Consider the following 17,608-nt stretch of genomic DNA (forward strand, 5'->3'; position numbering starts at 1 on the left):
GTGTCCTAACGGTTAATCACATAATACCAGTCATATTACCTTTTTTAACTTAGTAACAACAAACAAAAATGCCGTATTCATCATGAATACGGCATTTCCATCACAGCTTAAATAGAACATTCACCTACATACGCTAGAGCTTAGTTCAAGTGATCACTTTTTAGCCCAAAAATGTAATACAACAACACTAATGACAAACAACATGCTACAGCAAACTAACCCAGCGATTAATGAGCCAGTAAAACCTAATACGGTGTAACCGACCAAGCTAATTAAAGCAGCAATTAAGGCATACGGCAGTTGAGTAACAACGTGATCAATATGATGGCAACTGGCACCGGTTGACGACAATATGGTGGTGTCAGAAATGGGCGAACAATGATCGCCAAATACCGCACCAGATAACACCGCAGCCAACATTGGCAACATCATCGTGCTATCACTTCCCATCGCCATGTCTGCGGCAATAGGCAACATAATCCCAAACGTGCCCCAACTTGTGCCAGTCGAAAATGCGGTAATACCCGCTAACAAGAATAACACTGCAGGTAGTAAGGCAAATGGAATATTGTCAGTGGCTAAACTTGCCATATATTTACCGGTTTCAAGCTGACCAATCACACTCGAAATTGTCCATGCAAAAAGCAATATGTAAATGGCTGGTAACATAGAACGAGCACCAACCGACATTCCTTTGAGTAACATAGACAAATCAACTTTTTGCTGAATCGCAAGAATAAGTGTTGCAATAAGACCAATTACAGAGCCAAAAAATAGTGACGAGCTAACATCGGTATTCTCAAATGCACCGAGTACATTAAACGGTAAGTCTTTGGTTGCTAGCACATCGGCGCCACTTGAAACCATAAAATACACTGTCGCGAACACCAATACCGCGATAGGTAAAAACAAGCCAATCACTTTACCGGTATCGGCTTCAGGTAAATCTGTGACTGCGCCAGGTGGTTGACCTTTTGACTCATCAAACAAATTACCACGCAGCGCATTTAATTCATGCTGACGCATTGGACCTACATCTAAGCTAAACGTTGCTACACACAGTAATAATAATAACGAAAAAATGGCATAAAAGTTCATTGGGATCATTTGAATAAAGACACTCAAATGGCCAGAATCGGTAAATCCATGGGCAGTTAAAATACCGCCAATTAATGCGATAATGTATGCCCCCCAGCTAGACACGGGAGAAATAACACACACTGGTGCGGCGGTGGAATCAAGAATATAAGCCAATTTGGCACGCGAAATATGGTAGCGGTCAGTAATTGGACGTGAAATCGAGCCGACGACTAAACTGTTAAAGTAATCATCAATAAACACAACGCAGCCTAAAAACATGGTCATTAACTTGGCATCACGTTTATTACGAATACGCAATTTAGCCCAATCAGCAAAAGCACGGGCTGAGCCGCTAACAGTGATTAATGCAGTGATCATGCCCAGCACAATCAAAAAGCCTAGAATGTACACATTCCAACTATTCAGCGCTGCGTCTTTCCAAACTAACTGGCTAGCGGTATTTAAGATATATTCGCCGCTACTAACCAATGAGAAATCAGTCAGTAATAAGGCGCCGAAAACAATGCCAACCCCTAAAGAGAGCAATACTTTACGAGTTAAAATGGCCAGAGTAATAGCCACAAGTGGTGGCAAAACAGAAAGTGCCGAATCGGCATAACTTATTATCATAATTTAATTATTTCTTCGTTGGATACGAATGGAGAAAAAACTAGAAATAAGGCTAAACATACACAGAAAGTGTATGCGTTAACTTAACTAGTAGCACTCCACAGCAATATCCATTTAATATGAATATCATTCTTTTTATCAAGTTGATAAAAACACTATGACAGTGCAGTCCCTTTCGAGAACTGCCCCAACAAATGAAGCTGATAACCCCATTTATTTCGGCATTGCATCCTTTTATGTCGAATTATTGGCATCACCCAATTCAACATGACTTTTATGCAACGCACCTCTACTTTTGTTGTTTGTACATAAAGCTCATGACAAACAACGCGAACATACAATCATAAATCGCATATTCTGCGCCAGTAAAAAGCACTAAACAGAACCACAAATAACAACAACGCCAATTTAAACAACAATTGAACAGCATTAGTTTAACGTTTTTAAATCAAATGCACACTAATGTAATGGACACAAAAACGGCAACCGCATCAAACCGTCGATATTTGAACTGAATTTTTTAACGTTATCATCAAACTCAGTACTAAAACTAAGACTAAATCCAAGACTAGCCCAATAAAAAAGGTTTCTACCGTATAGGTAGAAACCTTTTAATCGAATAACAAAACGTATAATAGTGCTTTAAAGTCGATTGAAAAAACTAACTTAATCAACTTCCCACCTAACGAGTTAACGTCAGATTAAACGAGGTTATTCAATGCCGGTACCGCTTCAAATAAGTCGGCAACCAAACCATAATCCGCTACTTGAAAAATAGGGGCTTCAGGGTCTTTGTTAATGGCCACAATCACTTTTGAATCTTTCATACCAGCAAGATGCTGAATCGCGCCAGAAATACCCACTGCAATGTACAAGTTAGGGGCGACAATCTTACCTGTTTGGCCTACTTGCAAGTCGTTAGGTACAAACCCTGCGTCAACCGCTGCACGTGATGCACCTACTGCTGCGCCTAACTTATCGGCGAGTTGTTCTAAAATAGCAAAGTTTTCACCGCTGCCCATACCACGACCACCAGACACAATAATGCCTGCATTGCCGAGTTCAGGACGGGCAGATTCAGTGAGTGACTGAGAAACAAATTCAGTTTTTGAATCTATTGCTTGGCTTAAGTTGACGACTTCAGCACTGCCTGTTGATGCTACAACATCAAATGCACTAGAGCGCACTGTCATGACTTTTTTAGCATCTAAGCTTTGCACAGTCGCAAGTGCATTCCCCGCATAAATAGGACGTACAAAAGTGTCACTGCTTACAACTTCAATCACTTCAGATATCTGAGCAACGTCTAATAATGCTGCTACGCGAGGCAATGTATCTTTACCTATACTGGTTGCCGCCGCTAAAATATGTTCGTAATCAGCCGCAATTTCAACAACTAATTTTGATACGTTTTCAGCTAATTGAGCGCCATATTGAGCGGCATCTGCCACTAATACTTTACTCACACCCGCTAGACTTTGTGCCACACTCACCGCGGCAGAACAATCTGCACCAACAACCAGTACATGAATATCACCACCAATGGCTGCTGCAGCGCTAACCACTTTCGCCGTATCAGTTTTCAAACTGACATTATCGTGTTCTGCTAATACTAAAATGGTCATATTAGATCACCTTCGCTTCATTTTTTAACTTATCAACTAACTCTTCAACAGAAGACACCATGATGCCCGCTTTACGATCAACAGGAGGTGTGACGCTAAGTACTGTTTGATGCGCTCTTAAGCTCACACCAAGATCAGCCACAGCCATAATCTCTAATGGTTTGCGTTTAGCTTTCATAATATTAGGTAATGAAGCATAACGAGGTTCGTTCAAACGTAAGTCTACCGTCACAATCGCAGGCAAAGGCATTTTCAGCGTTTGTAGTCCGCCATCGATTTCACGAGTAACCGTAATCATGTCACCATCAATTTTGACTTTTGATGCAAATGTCGCTTGTGGCATATCAGTTAATGCTGCGAGCATTTGACCCGTTTGGTTATTGTCGCCGTCAATTGACTGCTTACCAAAAATAACGAGTTGTGCTTGCTCTTTTTCTTGCACTGCCTTTAACAGCTTAGCAATCGAAAGAGGCACTAACTCTTCATCGGTCTCAATATGAATCGCTCGGTCGGCACCCAGTGCCATTGCGGTTCTTAATTGTTCTTGCACCGCTTTAGGGCCAACACTTACCACTACAACTTCAGTGGCAATGCCAGCTTCTTTGAGGCGAACAGCTTCTTCTACCGCTATTTCGCAAAATGGGTTTAACGCCATTTTAAGGTTGGTCGTATCAACATTTGTGTTATCAGCTTTTACCCTGACTTTCACATTGGCATCAACTACGCGTTTAACAGGCACCAATACTTTCATAGGTTTTCCTTCCTACACCTTCAATGTATATGGACAACACACTGGCGTTCGCCAATGCAAGATGGGTTAACTTTACGTCCTGTTAACGTTAACGTCAATCAAAGTCAAACGACTGTTTACATATTTTTTGTTATTGTGGTGGCAATCAAACTAAACAAGTAGTGGATCATTAATTACTTAATGGGAATGCTTAATTAAAATTAATTGCATAATTAGATGATTTTATTTGATTCAATGCCAAATAGTTTCTATTATTATAACTATATTCAGTATTGATTAAGCTGTGTTAGTAATAATCAGAGAATTAATCTGACTTATATTAATAATAACGACCAAAATAAACAATATGAAGTACTGAAACTTACACGGAACGTTGATACTTTTTATCTCTTATAACTTTTATTTTATAAATAAATCATTAGGAAACTATACAACATGAGTGACTTTTTAGACATATTAACCCACGGCCGTCGTTTTAAAGCTGCAGTAAAAGAATTGTCTCTTGATGATTTACGTGAAACAGCGGCGAAATTAGAAAAAATCATTACCGAACGTCAAGAAGAAGAGAAATTAGAACTTGAAGCCAATGCAGAGCGTAACGCTCGTATTGCTGAAATTCTTGCTCAAATTGAAAACAGTGGTTTATCAATTGAAGATTTAGGTGACGTGACGTCTTCTGTTAAAACAGCTAAAACCAAACGTGCACCACGTCCACCAAAATATCAAATCACTGTTGATGGTGAATTAATTCAATGGACTGGCCAAGGTCGTATGCCTACCGTATTCAAACAACAAGTTGATAGCGGCAAAAATATGAGCGAATTCTTAATTCCTGGTATGGAATAATTATTCTGATTAAGGGTTAACCACACCGTTATCCTTTAAAATAAAAAAGAGCTTACTTCGGTAAGCTCTTTTTTTTATAGCATTTGAGCGCTTTATCATCGGCAAGAGAAAAGGTAAACTAACCGTCGTTGATCCATTCCCCATTAATAGAAGGCTACGGCTATGAATTTCCCTCTTAAATATGCATTTATTGCCTCAGGTATAGCACTATTATTGAGCGCTTGTGCGAGTGATTATACGTTCAAAAGTAATTTAGACAGTAAAGCGATCAATGATTATTTTAAAGTCGGTGATGTAACGTTATATGAAGGTAGTGATCAACCTAAAGGAACGTTTGAAACTTTAGGTTTAGTTGAAGGCGAAGCCTGCCAAGAAACCAAACAAGATGCACCACCACAAATGGCCGTAGCACGAACCAATGCCAGAAGAGCTGCTGCAGATATGGGCGCAAATGGTTTTGTGGTTAAAAGCTGTTTTATGATTACTGAAGCAGACAATAGTTGTTTTAGCCGTGCACTTTGTGTCGGTCAAGCCATTAAAACTCCTACAGAAAAATAACAACTCAATATATTATATTGACTGCCCATAAATGATGAGTGCTCATATAACACTCATCAACATTTTCTATATTTGATTTATAACTCCCTTTGTTTGCTTAATTCAGGTATCGCATGACACAAAGCAACGATCGACACAGTCAAACAGATCTAATGAATCATAAATCTAGCGTTCCGTTTAGCAGCCAATTAAATGCTGTTGCAATATGCAGAACACCTTACAAACAAAAGTTTGGTATTCCTCGTCAGCCAGGTTTAGTTAATGCGGTAGGTTATATAGAGTTTGAACCTGCGTTTAATCACATTGATGCCGTTAGAGGAATAGAGCAATATTCACACTTATGGTTATTATTCTGTTTCCATGAAAATCTGGCTCAAGGTTGGAAAACCACCGTTCGCCCTCCCCGTTTAGGCGGCAATGAAAAATTAGGTGTCTTTGCAACTCGTTCAACATTTCGACCAAATGGAATCGGTCAGTCCGTTGTTAAATTGCACGGAGTGGTTAATCGTAAAGGTAAAGTGTGCTTAGTAATATCTGGAATGGATTTATTAGACGGCACGCCGATTGTCGATATCAAACCTTATATTCCGTTCTCAGATGTTATTATTGATGCGCAGGGTGGTATTGCCCAAGATGCACCGATATTAATTCCACTTACTTATACACCGTTAGCGACAGAGCAAATAGATCACTACAGCCAACAAGAGCAGTACCAAGATTTAGCCGCGCTTATTGAAGGGGTATTGTCGCAAGATCCTCGTCCTGCATACAAAAAAGCCAAAAACGATCCCAAACTTTATCAAGTGGCATTATACGACTTAGATATCTTTTGGCATATCACAGCTCAAGGTATTGAAGTGTTAGAACTCAAGCCGACAAAAGTTGAACTGTTGAAGGATTAAATTAATGGCAGACATAGATTATCAAGCACAACATAAGAAACGCTTATCATGGATGCCATGGCTGTATTTTTCACTTAAACCAAAGCATTTATCATGGGCAAAACCTTGGCAAGATGACATTCAACAACGGTTATGTCAGCTTGAAACCATTCATATAGGTGAACAGTGTTTTATTGCCCCACAAGCTCAGCTTTTTGCCGAACCGGGTCGTGATATCTCTATAGGTAACCAATGCATGATTGCCGCGGATGTGTTTATGCATGGTCCAATCACCCTAGGCAATGAAGTGGCCATTAACCATGGCTGTAGTATAGACGGGGGCCGAAATGGTATCAAAATTGGCAACCAAACTCGTATTGCTAACAACGTCACGATTTATGCCTTTAACCATGGCATGTCACCCAGCGAACCCATTTATAAACAACCCGCGACATCAAAAGGTGTAGTGATAGGCCAAGATGTATGGATTGGCGCTCAGGCGGGCATTGTTGACGGTGTCACCATTGGAGATTGTGCGGTGATTGGCATGGGCTGCATTGTCACAAAAGATGTACCCAATTTTGCTATTGTTGCTGGTAATCCAGCCCGAGTTATTGGCGACCGACGCGATAAAAAATAGCCAGCTACCATTTAAGTATCACAAAGCCTTCTTTTGAGTCGAATTAGCAGGTGACATCATTGATTCAGGTGCTAAAATGATGCTAATTCATAGCAACTATTTTGGACATCGGGAATGCGAGTTAGCAAGTACCTGCTTTCAACACAAAAAGAAACCCCTGCTAATGCAGAGGTGATTAGTCATCAGTTAATGTTACGAGCCGGTATGATCCGTCGTAATGCTTCAGGTCTCTACACTTGGCTTCCATCTGGTTTACGTGTTTTACGTAAAGTTGAAGCCATTGTTCGTGAAGAAATGAACAAAACAGGTGCGATCGAAATATTAATGCCGTTAGTCCAGCCTGCAGATCTATGGGTTGAAACGGGTCGTTGGGATAAGTTTGGTCCTGAGTTATTACGTTTCCAAGACCGTAATAATCGTGACTTCGTATTGGGGCCAACCCATGAAGAAGTGATCACCGATTTAGTCCGTAAAGAATTAAGTTCTTACAAGCAACTACCGCTAACACTTTACCAAGTACAAACTAAGTTCCGTGATGAAGTTCGCCCTCGCTTCGGCGTCATGCGCGCGCGCGAATTCTTGATGAAAGATGCCTATTCTTTCCATTTAGATCAAGAAACCATGGATAACACTTACCACGCTATGCATACCGCATACAGCAATATTCTGACTCGTATGGGCTTATCATTCCGTCCAGTACTGGCTGATACTGGTTCTATCGGTGGTAGCATGTCGCATGAATTCCATGTGCTGGCTAACAGTGGTGAAGATTTAATCGCTTATTCAACGGGTAGCGATTATGCCGCTAACATTGAAAAAGCCGAATCACCAATGCCAACTCACACTCTTGCTGCACCGACTGAAGCAATGACGTTAGTGGATACGCCTAACGCCAAAACGATTGCTGAGTTAGTTGAGCAATTTAATGTAGTCATCACTAAAACGGTTAAAACCTTAATCGTAAAAGGTGCTACTGACGAAGTGCCATTAGTTGCATTAGTTATCCGTGGCGATCACGAACTTAACGAAATTAAAGCCGACAAGCTTGAATTAGTCGCATCACCATTTGAATTTGCTTCAGAAACAGAAATTCGTGCTGCAGTTGGAGCAGGTCCTGGTTCTATAGGACCTGTTGGCTTAACGATGCCAATTATTGTTGATCATAGTGTCACTGTGATGAGCGATTTTGCCGCGGGTGCTAACGCTGAAGATAAGCATTATTTTGGTATTAACTGGGACCGCGACTTGCCTCTAGCGACTGCTGCGGATATCCGTAATGTGGTCGAAGGTGAACCAACGCCTGATGGCTTAGGTACGTATGCCATGGCTCGTGGTATTGAAGTCGGCCATATCTTCCAGTTGGGAACAAGTTATTCTAAATCAATGAATGCCACTGTGTTAGACGAAAACGGTAAAGCCCAAGTGTTATTGATGGGTTGTTACGGCGTTGGCGTGAGTCGTATTGTGGCTGCTGCTATTGAGCAAAACAACGATGACCGTGGCATTACCTGGCCTGAAGCTATTGCACCGTTTACTGTAGGCATTTTGCCAATGAATATGCATAAGTCACATCGTGTAGCTGACATTGCCGAAAAACTTTACCAAGACCTGGCTGATGCTGGTGTTGAAGTATTGATGGATGATCGTAAAGAGCGTCCTGGGGTTATGTTTGCCGACATGGAGCTCATTGGCTTGCCGCATGTTGTCGTGATTGGCGATCGCAATATTGATGCTGGTGTATTTGAATATAAAAACCGTCGCACGGGTGAGAAACAAGATATTCCATTCGATGAGATTGTGGCGTTTTTAACAAATGCTGCTAAAGGCTAGTTATTAACGATATAACCTGAAACAACGCACTTTAGAGTGCGTTTTTTTATCGCTGCAAAACACTTTTATGTAATATTTTTGATATAAATATCGATTTCAAGGCCTTGATTCAACTCTGAAATAATCTCAAGCCTACCGCCTAATTTTTGCGTTACTAGATTATACACAATAGACATGCCTAACCCTGTGCCACCAATATTGCGTGCAGTAGTAAAAAAAGGTTCAAATATTCTACGCTTTACTTCAGGGCTCAAGCCTTTACCATTATCTTTGTAAAACATCTTTATTTCATCACCACAGTAATTTGCGCCTAATATAATTCGCTTTTGTCCTACAAAATCAGCAGGAAATGCATGTCGAAAACAATTGGACACCAAATTAGTAAAGATTTGTGCTATAGCACCAGGATAAGATTCAACAACCAAGTCTGGTTCTATTTGAATATCAAGTTCGATACCTTGCTTACGGGTTAATGGCCTAAGAGGGGAAGATATTTGCTCCAAATATTCAGTTAAATTAACCTGCTCTTTTTCTAAAATAAGCTGGTCAGCTGCTGTGCGTTTAAAGTTATGAACTAACTCTGCGGCACGCGATAAATTACGTTCAATTAAATGTAATCCGTCAGTTAGTGTATGGATAAACTCTTCAAAGTCTTGTTGTTCTAATTCACCCGCGGCGAATAAGGTTTTGAGTTTAGTTAACTCATCGATACAGTGACTGGTTGATGTCACCGAAATACCTAATGGAGTATTCACTTCATGTGCAACACCAGCAACAAGATTACCTAAGGCGGCAAGCTTTTCGCTCTCTATTAAACTGGCTTGTGTCGCTTGTAAGTTATTTATCGCATTTTTTAACTCCGCAGTTCGCTTTTCAACTTCTGCTTCTAAGGCAACATTATTCAATTCAAGTTCATTTTGATAAGCTTTGACCTTTTTCGCATTGACAGCCCTACCATACAAATCAGCCAAAGAGCTCACAAATGATTGCTCATCACGGCTCCAATGCCTAATTCCCCCCTTATGCTCGCAACAGACAATTCCGATCATTTTACCAGCATGTCTTATTGGGCTGTCTAACATGGCTGTGATTGCATTGGGACGCAAATAAATATCTTTAAACTCACAGGTCGCAGGATCTGTCATCGCATCACTGGCAGCAATTGTTCTTTCTGTATCTAGGGCGCGAAAATACCCCGGAAATTCTAAGCGAGTTAGCGTGATATTATTTTGCTTAGTTTGATTATCAACTAATAAAAAACAACCGATTGATTGGTTATCTTCGGTTAACAGCCATATACCCGCCCTATCAATGTCAAGTCCGCGACAAACTGAATCGATAATCAATTTTGAAGCCGAATCTAAGTCGCCGGTATCAATCAATTCAGACTGGCTGACAGCCAGTAATACTTGCTCTAAATTCTGATTCATAATCTTTGGCTTAATGTGTGCTTTGTGCAGGTTCATCTGGCATTTGCTGCTGTATCTCAACAAACTTATCAAGCAAGATTAAACTGGCATCACACATCAAAGGATCAAATTGCTTACCTGACTGCTCAATTAAATAATCTCTTACTTTTTCAGCTGACCAGGCGTCTTTATAACTGCGTTTTGACAAAAGTGCATCAATCACATCGACAATAGCCATAATGCGACCTTCAATAGGTATAGCATCAGCAACTAACCCACGAGGATAGCCATTACCGTCCCATCGTTCATGGTGTGTATAGGCAATACGAGCACCCATTTTGGCTATGATACGATTTGATGCCGCAAGTAAGTTGTAGCCTTTTTCTGCATGGGTTTTCATTATCTCCCACTCGCTATCGGTCAACTTACCGGGTTTATGTAAAATGCTTTCAGGAATACCTATTTTACCCACATCATGCAAAGGGGCGGCATAGCGCATGGTTTCAACAAAATCATCGTTCATACCAATATAGTTAGCCAGCATTTCACTCATCACCGCCACACGCCTTACATGAGCACCGGTTTCTTTACTGCGCTGCTCAATCGCATCACCAATAATTAAGATCAGTTCGCGTTGTGTTTGTTGGACGTTTTCTTTGCTTGAAAGGTTTTCAAAGGTCAGACTGACATTAGCGGCAAACAATTCAAGGATCCTGACTTGCAACGGTGTTAATGCGCTGTCGTGTTGGAGGTATAAAATACTGGTTACATCTTGGCCAAATTTATAAAAGCCTACATAAATATTATCGTGAACTATCGACTTCTCTAAACTAATGGCTTCAATAATATACTCTTTTACTTCACCCGGAAGTGATTGGACATTTTCTATTTCAGAGTAACTGACCATATTGCCAGTCGCTGCTAATAGGTTCATATGAGTATCTTGGTAGAGATCTTTACGAAAACTGGTTAAATAGAGCGCTGAACTATTTAAATTAAGTAATTGCAATGTTTGCTCAAGAACGGCACTGCCAAAATTATGAAGAGTATGGCTTAATAGCACTGAAGAAGAAGCTTGGATGACTTTCTCCATCCCAAGCTGACTTTGTTCAATGGTTTTAATATCACGGTATGAACGCAAGGAAGCATAAACACACGATTTAAGTTTGGTAGCGGTTAATTCAGTTTTTGCTTTGTAGTCATTGATATCAAACTCTCTGATCACCCTTTCTTCAGGAGCACAGCCCGGCTGGCCAGTGCGAAGAATAATCCTTGTACTGTGATTATTTAACTCACCTCGAATACGTTCAATTAAGTCGAGCCCCGCGTGATCGTTTTCCATCACAACATCGATAAATGCAAGCGCGATATCAGGCTCATCACGTAGTAAAATGAATCCTTCTTCAGCGCTAAAACTTGAATAAAAAGCGAGTTTTCTCCCTTCTAACTCAAAATGACTCAATGCGAACTTAGTCACATCATGTATGCCTGGTTCATCATCAATGATGGCAATCTTCCAAGGAGAAAGTTGCTTTGCTTTATTTACTGTATCGTTATCAACCGATACTGCTGATGTTGTCTTAAACAGAGCCACATGCCATCCTTAAAATTGGATTATCAACCGAGTGTTAATTAACAAAAAATTAACACGTAACCATCGAAACATCAAAAATTTATGATGTGCTCATTCCTGATCCACATCATTTAAGTAAATATAGACATACGAGAAAAAAACCAGTTTAGATCTTATTATCTATCTCGATTTACTTTGTACAGGGGCGATCATATCCATGTTCTACTGTTCATTTTTAAGAGGTTTACGCCTAGAATAAATAGAATATTGATAAAGTATAGACAATAAATAACATAGTCGACTTATTGGTAGCTGGTGTATAACACAAAAAGAATTCATACTAGAATCAAGCATGCTTAACAGATTAAAGGATCGAGATTGCCAGTATCAACAGCATTAGTACTAGGAGGTGGTGGGGCCAGGGCTGCATATCAAATTGGCGTATTAAAAGCGCTAGTGCAGTTTTACCCGCGCAATCATAATGTCCCATTTGATATTATTTGTGGTACATCTGCTGGTGCCATTAATGCAATATCGATAGCAACCCATGCATCTTGCTTCCATTTAGCCATAAAAAAACTGGATTGGGTGTGGCGTCATTTTGAAACCCATAAAGTCTATCGCACGTCTATCCCTCAAGTGTTGAGACATTTGGGACGAATGGCTATCAAAGGTCTTCAAGATGACAAAGTCAATACTGATGCAGGTAGCCTGCTGGATAATCAACCCTTACGAGAGTTGCTGAATAATCTTATCGATTTTAAAAGAATTGATCGTAATATTGGTAATGATGCACTCAAAGCTATCAGTATCGACTCCTCATGCTACAACAATTCACGTTCATATACTTTCTATCAAGGTAACGAACACATTGATGATTGGCAACGTGCTAGACGAGTCGGTATTCGCAGTTTATTAAATACTGAGCACTTACTTGCAAGCTCAGCTATTCCGATGGTATTCCCATCAATTAAACTTAATCAAGCCTATTATGGTGATGGGTCTGTCCATCAATTATCACCACTATCAAGCCCAATCCACCTTGGCGCTAATAAAATATTTGTGATTAATTTAGACAGCCCACACAAACACTTTCCCATCGAGTTTGAATATCACCCTAAAACAGCAACAATCGCCGGACATTTATTAGATACCATTTTTTCGGATACATTGAACAGCGATTTAGAGCGTCTGCAACGGGTCAACAACACCTTATCAATGATATCCCCACAAGACCGTGAAACCTTGAACTTACGCCATATCGATACTTTAGTGATGAAACCAAGTCAAGATTTAAGCCGAATTGCGGAACGGTTTTATGATGACATGCCTTTTGCAATCAAAACTTTATTGAAATTATTTGGTATTAACAGACAGTCTGACTCAAGTATTGTGTCGTACTTATTATTCGAAAAAAGCTATACCACCACCTTGATTGATTTAGGCTATCAAGATGCAATGGATAGAATTGATGAAATAAAACAATTTTTCGATATACAGACTAAAGTTTAACCATTAAGACTTAAAATCTATGATATACCTATATATTAACATCGGAAATTAACATCGGAAATTAGCATCGGAAATTAGCATCGGGATCAATAGGTAATAAAAGCGCAAGAGCGCTTTGCTTATCTATACTAAAATCATCATCGTCATACAAGTTTAACTTGAGTCAAATAGACATGCTTTACATAGTCACTTCCATAAAAGTGGATATTATTTTAAATTGTTAATCATTAACTTGAGACACAGAACATCAAAACTGCCGAGCGTTACATGCGCGACAATTTTGTATCTAAAAGGATTTTAGATGAAAAATTTATGGATAATGATCGCATTAATAATCGTCGGTTGCGGCCAACAAGACATCTCAACTATAGATACCACTTCAAGTAGTAAAACAACTTTGCAATGGCAAGGTGTATATCATGGTGTATTCCCTTGTCCGAGTTGTGATGGGATGGATACCACTCTTGAACTAACCCAACCGAACCAATATACCATCCACACAATTCGTTTAGGCACTGATCCCAATCCTTATCGTGGTAGTGGAACATTCAAATGGGATCAAAGCGGTAATATTATCATTTTAGATCGTGGGCATATTTATCAAGTCTATTCCGATCATTTATATTTGTTAGATGTAAAATTTAGGCGAATTAAAGGCCCAGACGCAGATCGATACAGGGTCGATAAAATCGAAGGACTAGGCCAGCAAATATCCCCCCCCAACGCTGAATAACATCAATAACAAACCTGCTTAATTGATCTTAGCTGTGCTAAAATTATTTTATTGGTCACTTAAAGAAAGTTTGATGAGAAAAGGCATTTTATTAGCTGGAGGTTCAGGCACTCGGCTATACCCTATCACCCAAGTGGTTTGTAAACAGCTATTACCCATTTACGATAAACCGATGGTTTATTATCCTTTGTGCACTCTTATGCAAGCTGGTATTACTGATATTTTGCTTATTTGTGCCCCTTCAGATTTAGCTCTTTTCAAAGCACTTTTGCACAATGGCCATCAATGGGGTATTAACATTGAATTTGCAACACAAGCAAAGCCTGAAGGGCTTGCACAAGCACTTATTATTGCCGACCCCTTTTTAGCTGGCAGTCCTTGTGCAATGATTTTAGGGGATAATTTATTTTACGGACACCAATTGCAACATATATTGCAAGCCGCAAATGAAATGTCTTGCGCAACCGTATTTGGCTACCATGTTGCTAACCCTCAAGCATATGGTGTCATTGAGTTCAGTGAAAATAATCACGTCATATCGATTACAGAAAAACCAACAGAACCTAAATCTCATTTTGCGATGCCTGGACTGTATTTTTTTGACAGCCATGCCAGCGAGTACGCAAAAACAGTCACCCCATCTCTACGAGGTGAACTTGAAATAGTCGACGTAATTAATCAATATTTAGAACTCGATAACCTGAATGTTAAAATATTAAGCCGAGGTACAGCTTGGTTAGACACTGGCACACCAGATGCGATAGCAGAAGCAACTCAGTACATAGCTGCCATAGAAAAACGTCAAGGATTAAAAGTTTCTTGTCCTGAAGAAATAGCGTATTCAATGGGATTGATCGATCATTTTCAACTCAAAATTCTGGCTGAACCACTCCTAAAGAGTGGCTATGGTGAGTATCTACTGTCTTTATTAGATAAGAACTTTCCTGATGAAATATATTAACACTCACCTCGAAGGCGTGATGATTTTTAGTCCACGTAAGTTCATTGATGAACGCGGTTTTTTTATGGAAACATTACGTCAAAATAGCTTTAGTGATGCATTTATCCAAAACAAAATGGATGTCCCTCTGCTCGTTCAAGAGAATCAATCTCGCTCGGTGAACAATGTTTTACGCGGACTGCATTTTCAGCAGCACTTTCCTCAGGGTAAATTAATCCGTGTGGCCAGAGGTACTATCTTTGACGTTGCTGTCGATATTCGTCAAGAGTCTAAAACATTTGGCCAGTGGATAGGTCAGGAAATTTCCGACGAAAATGGCTATCAAATGTGGATCCCGGCAGGATTTGCACACGGCTTTTACGTATTGTCTGACATCGCTGATATTATTTATAAATGTTCACAATATTATCAACCAGACGATGAGCAAACCATCGCATGGAATGACCCTATGCTCAATATACAATGGCCTTTAAAACAGCACCCTGCTCCTATCGTCTCAGACAAAGATAATCCGACCATAAACCCTAAGATAATCTCATTTGGTCTCATGAAATGACATATAAAAACGGACAAGCACTCACAATCTTGATTACTGGTGGTTGTGGGTTTATTGGTTCTGCATTAATCCGATTTATCCTAGGCTTTACGAATCACAGCGTCATTAATATCGATAAACTGACATATGCCGCTAATCCTCAAAGCCTTAAGATGATAAATAAAAGTGAACGATATCATTTCATCGAAGGTGATATCTGTAATGGCACATTATTAACAGAAGTGTTTAATCGGTTTCAACCCGATGCCGTGATGCATTTGGCGGCGGAGACTCATGTTGATCGATCCATTTCAGGCCCAGCTGAATTTATTCAAACCAATATAGTAGGCACGTATCAACTACTAGAAGCCAGCAGGCAATTTTATAATGGCTTATCTAGCGATAAGGCTAGGCAATTTCGTTTTCACCATATTTCGACAGATGAAGTGTTCGGAGATTTACCCGATACCGGATATTTCAATGAACAAAGCGCCTACTCCCCAAGTTCGCCATATTCCGCAAGTAAGGCATCAAGTGATCACCTAGTGAAAGCTTGGCATCGAACCTATGGTTTACCAACTTTGATCAGTTATTGCTCAAATAATTATGGCCCATACCAACATCCTGAAAAACTTATCCCGCTCACCATTACCCGCGCCCTTGCGGGTAAAATAATTCCTATTTATGGTAATGGCCAACAAGTTCGAGACTGGCTTTATGTTGATGATCACGTTGAAGCGTTAATCACAATATTAACCTTAGGTAACGTGGGTGAAACTTATACTGTTGGCGGTAATAATGAGCAAACTAATATTCAGGTTGTGGCATCAATTTGCCAACAACTAACCCAATTAGTGCCGAATCATCAGTTGGCAAGTAGCAATGGTTTTTCCTCACTCATTCAACATATTACTGATAGACCAGGACACGATCGCCGCTATGCTATTGATGCGAGTAAATTGACTACTACATTGCATTGGACACCAAAACATAACTTCTCGGATGGTTTACGCCAAACCGTTCAGTGGTATTTGGCTCACTATCAATGAAAATATTAACGTTTGGTCAAACCGGTCAACTCGCCAGAGCCTTAAAACGTGTTCAGCCCAAAACTGCAGAACTAATCCAACTCAGCCATCAACAAGTTGATATTACTCAGCCACAACTCATTGATGAAGCGTTAGCTTTTTATCGGCCCGATATCATCATCAACTGCGCGGCTTATACTGATGTAGAAAAAGCACAAATAAACCCAGTCGCAGCAATGCAAATCAATGCATTGGCCGTTGAGTATATGGCAAAAGCAGCCAGTAATTATGGAATCAAACTAATTCAATTGTCGACTGATTATGTATTCGATGGTCGCTCATCGACACCTTATTCTGTGACACAAAAACCATCAACCATTAATGCTTATGGGCAGTCAAAATTACTCGCCGAAGAGACATTATTGAGCTATCAATCTGCTCTATTTTGTATTGTGCGAACTTCTTGGCTTTACCATCACAGCGGCAATAATTTTGTTACCACTATGCTAAAGTTAATGACGCAGTCACATAATCAACAAACGATAGGATCAAGCGCAGACAACCCCATCAAAGTTGTTAACGACCAAACGGGCAGCCCGACAATGGTTGACGATTTTGCACGTTTTCTGTGGAAACTGTGTTCACAAAAACAATGGTCAGCGATTTACCATTGGAGTAATGCAGGTAAGTGTACTTGGTATGAGTTTGCTCAAGAGATCAAAACACAAGGAATAGCGTTAGGCTTATTACCTCAGTCAATTTATTTACAACCTATTACATCAGAACAATATGCTTCTATCGTTAATAGACCCGCTTTCAGTGTGTTAGACACCCGCTTATCACACACACTCGCCATACCAAAACCTTGGCAACAACAATTAGCTCAATGCCTTAATGAGCTGGTGCTGAGTAAAGTTTGATTGTTTACAGTAAAAAATGAATTGTCATATCAGTGTCATCTTTACGTGCAATAATTTTTACCATCAAGGATGAAATATTTCGCTTTAGCTTGTCAT

The 17,608-nt window shown here is 39.9% G+C and carries 16 protein-coding genes and 1 riboswitch; of the genes, 11 read left to right on the top strand and 5 right to left on the bottom strand.

Annotated elements, in window-relative coordinates; all coding sequences use genetic code 11:
• Window positions 1-153 precede the first annotated feature (153 nt).
• From SFRI_RS14215 to SFRI_RS14225, 3 genes are all read right to left on the bottom strand, one after another.
• The gene (locus SFRI_RS14215; protein ID WP_041413127.1) at window positions 154-1,713 is read right to left on the bottom strand and encodes a Na+/H+ antiporter NhaC family protein; all 1,560 of its coding nucleotides are present in this window, start codon (window positions 1,711-1,713) and stop codon (window positions 154-156) included.
• An 80-nt stretch (window positions 1,714-1,793) separates the two neighbouring features.
• Window positions 1,794-2,010: riboswitch (Lysine riboswitch) on the bottom strand.
• Between the two features lie 401 nt (window positions 2,011-2,411).
• Window positions 2,412-3,335: an electron transfer flavoprotein subunit alpha/FixB family protein gene (locus tag SFRI_RS14220; protein ID WP_011638196.1), complete on the bottom strand. Its 924-nt coding sequence runs from the start codon at window positions 3,333-3,335 to the stop codon at window positions 2,412-2,414.
• Window position 3,336: 1 nt separating this feature from the next.
• Window positions 3,337-4,086, bottom strand: coding sequence for an electron transfer flavoprotein subunit beta/FixA family protein (locus SFRI_RS14225; protein ID WP_011638197.1), 750 nt, complete (start codon window positions 4,084-4,086; stop codon window positions 3,337-3,339).
• A gap of 435 nt (window positions 4,087-4,521) precedes the next feature.
• Here SFRI_RS14225 and SFRI_RS14230 point away from each other — a divergent pair, with 435 nt between their 5' ends.
• The 5 genes from SFRI_RS14230 (at window position 4,522) to SFRI_RS14250 (ending at window position 8,841) form a co-directional block, all read left to right on the top strand.
• Window positions 4,522-4,932, top strand: coding sequence for an H-NS histone family protein (locus SFRI_RS14230; RefSeq protein ID WP_011638198.1), 411 nt, complete (start codon window positions 4,522-4,524; stop codon window positions 4,930-4,932).
• A 162-nt stretch (window positions 4,933-5,094) separates the two neighbouring features.
• Window positions 5,095-5,490 (top strand): Rcs stress response system protein RcsF, encoded by a 396-nt coding sequence (gene rcsF / locus SFRI_RS14235; protein ID WP_011638199.1) that lies wholly within the window; start codon window positions 5,095-5,097, stop codon window positions 5,488-5,490.
• A gap of 152 nt (window positions 5,491-5,642) precedes the next feature.
• Window positions 5,643-6,392, top strand: coding sequence for a tRNA (N6-threonylcarbamoyladenosine(37)-N6)-methyltransferase TrmO (gene tsaA / locus SFRI_RS14240; RefSeq protein WP_041413643.1), 750 nt, complete (start codon window positions 5,643-5,645; stop codon window positions 6,390-6,392).
• A gap of 4 nt (window positions 6,393-6,396) precedes the next feature.
• Window positions 6,397-7,011, top strand: a complete 615-nt coding sequence (locus tag SFRI_RS14245) for an acyltransferase (protein ID WP_011638201.1) — start codon at window positions 6,397-6,399, stop codon at window positions 7,009-7,011.
• A gap of 114 nt (window positions 7,012-7,125) precedes the next feature.
• Window positions 7,126-8,841, top strand: a complete 1,716-nt coding sequence (locus SFRI_RS14250) for a proline--tRNA ligase (RefSeq protein ID WP_011638202.1) — start codon at window positions 7,126-7,128, stop codon at window positions 8,839-8,841.
• 65 nt (window positions 8,842-8,906) lie between these two features.
• Here the strand turns inward: SFRI_RS14250 and SFRI_RS14255 are convergent, their stop codons facing one another.
• Together SFRI_RS14255 and SFRI_RS14260 are read right to left on the bottom strand one after the other, a co-directional pair.
• Window positions 8,907-10,271 (bottom strand): sensor histidine kinase, encoded by a 1,365-nt coding sequence (locus tag SFRI_RS14255; protein ID WP_041413644.1) that lies wholly within the window; start codon window positions 10,269-10,271, stop codon window positions 8,907-8,909.
• 10 nt (window positions 10,272-10,281) lie between these two features.
• Entirely contained in the window at window positions 10,282-11,844 is a 1,563-nt protein-coding gene (locus SFRI_RS14260) for a response regulator (protein ID WP_011638204.1), read from the bottom strand.
• 357 nt (window positions 11,845-12,201) lie between these two features.
• On the opposite strand from SFRI_RS14260, the gene SFRI_RS14265 reads away from it, so the two are divergent.
• From SFRI_RS14265 to rfbD, 6 genes are all read left to right on the top strand, one after another.
• Entirely contained in the window at window positions 12,202-13,335 is a 1,134-nt protein-coding gene (locus tag SFRI_RS14265) for a patatin-like phospholipase family protein (RefSeq protein WP_011638205.1), read from the top strand.
• A gap of 301 nt (window positions 13,336-13,636) precedes the next feature.
• Window positions 13,637-14,068, top strand: coding sequence for a copper resistance protein NlpE (locus SFRI_RS14270; RefSeq protein ID WP_011638206.1), 432 nt, complete (start codon window positions 13,637-13,639; stop codon window positions 14,066-14,068).
• A gap of 73 nt (window positions 14,069-14,141) precedes the next feature.
• Window positions 14,142-15,029, top strand: coding sequence for a glucose-1-phosphate thymidylyltransferase RfbA (rfbA, locus tag SFRI_RS14275; RefSeq protein WP_011638207.1), 888 nt, complete (start codon window positions 14,142-14,144; stop codon window positions 15,027-15,029).
• Window positions 15,016-15,585 carry a dTDP-4-dehydrorhamnose 3,5-epimerase gene (gene rfbC, locus SFRI_RS14280; protein WP_011638208.1) on the top strand — a complete coding sequence of 190 codons (570 nt, stop codon included), beginning with the start codon at window positions 15,016-15,018 and terminating at the stop codon, window positions 15,583-15,585. The genes rfbA and rfbC overlap by 14 nt, the downstream gene beginning before the upstream one ends.
• Complete coding sequence (rfbB, locus tag SFRI_RS14285) at window positions 15,582-16,613, top strand: dTDP-glucose 4,6-dehydratase (RefSeq protein ID WP_011638209.1); 1,032 nt, start codon at window positions 15,582-15,584, stop codon at window positions 16,611-16,613. Before rfbC ends, rfbB begins: the two co-directional genes overlap by 4 nt.
• Window positions 16,610-17,512: a dTDP-4-dehydrorhamnose reductase gene (gene rfbD, locus SFRI_RS14290; protein ID WP_011638210.1), complete on the top strand. Its 903-nt coding sequence runs from the start codon at window positions 16,610-16,612 to the stop codon at window positions 17,510-17,512. Before rfbB ends, rfbD begins: the two co-directional genes overlap by 4 nt.
• Window positions 17,513-17,608 lie beyond the last annotated feature (96 nt).

This window comes from Shewanella frigidimarina NCIMB 400, assembly GCF_000014705.1.
GTDB classification, from domain to species: domain Bacteria; phylum Pseudomonadota; class Gammaproteobacteria; order Enterobacterales; family Shewanellaceae; genus Shewanella; species Shewanella frigidimarina.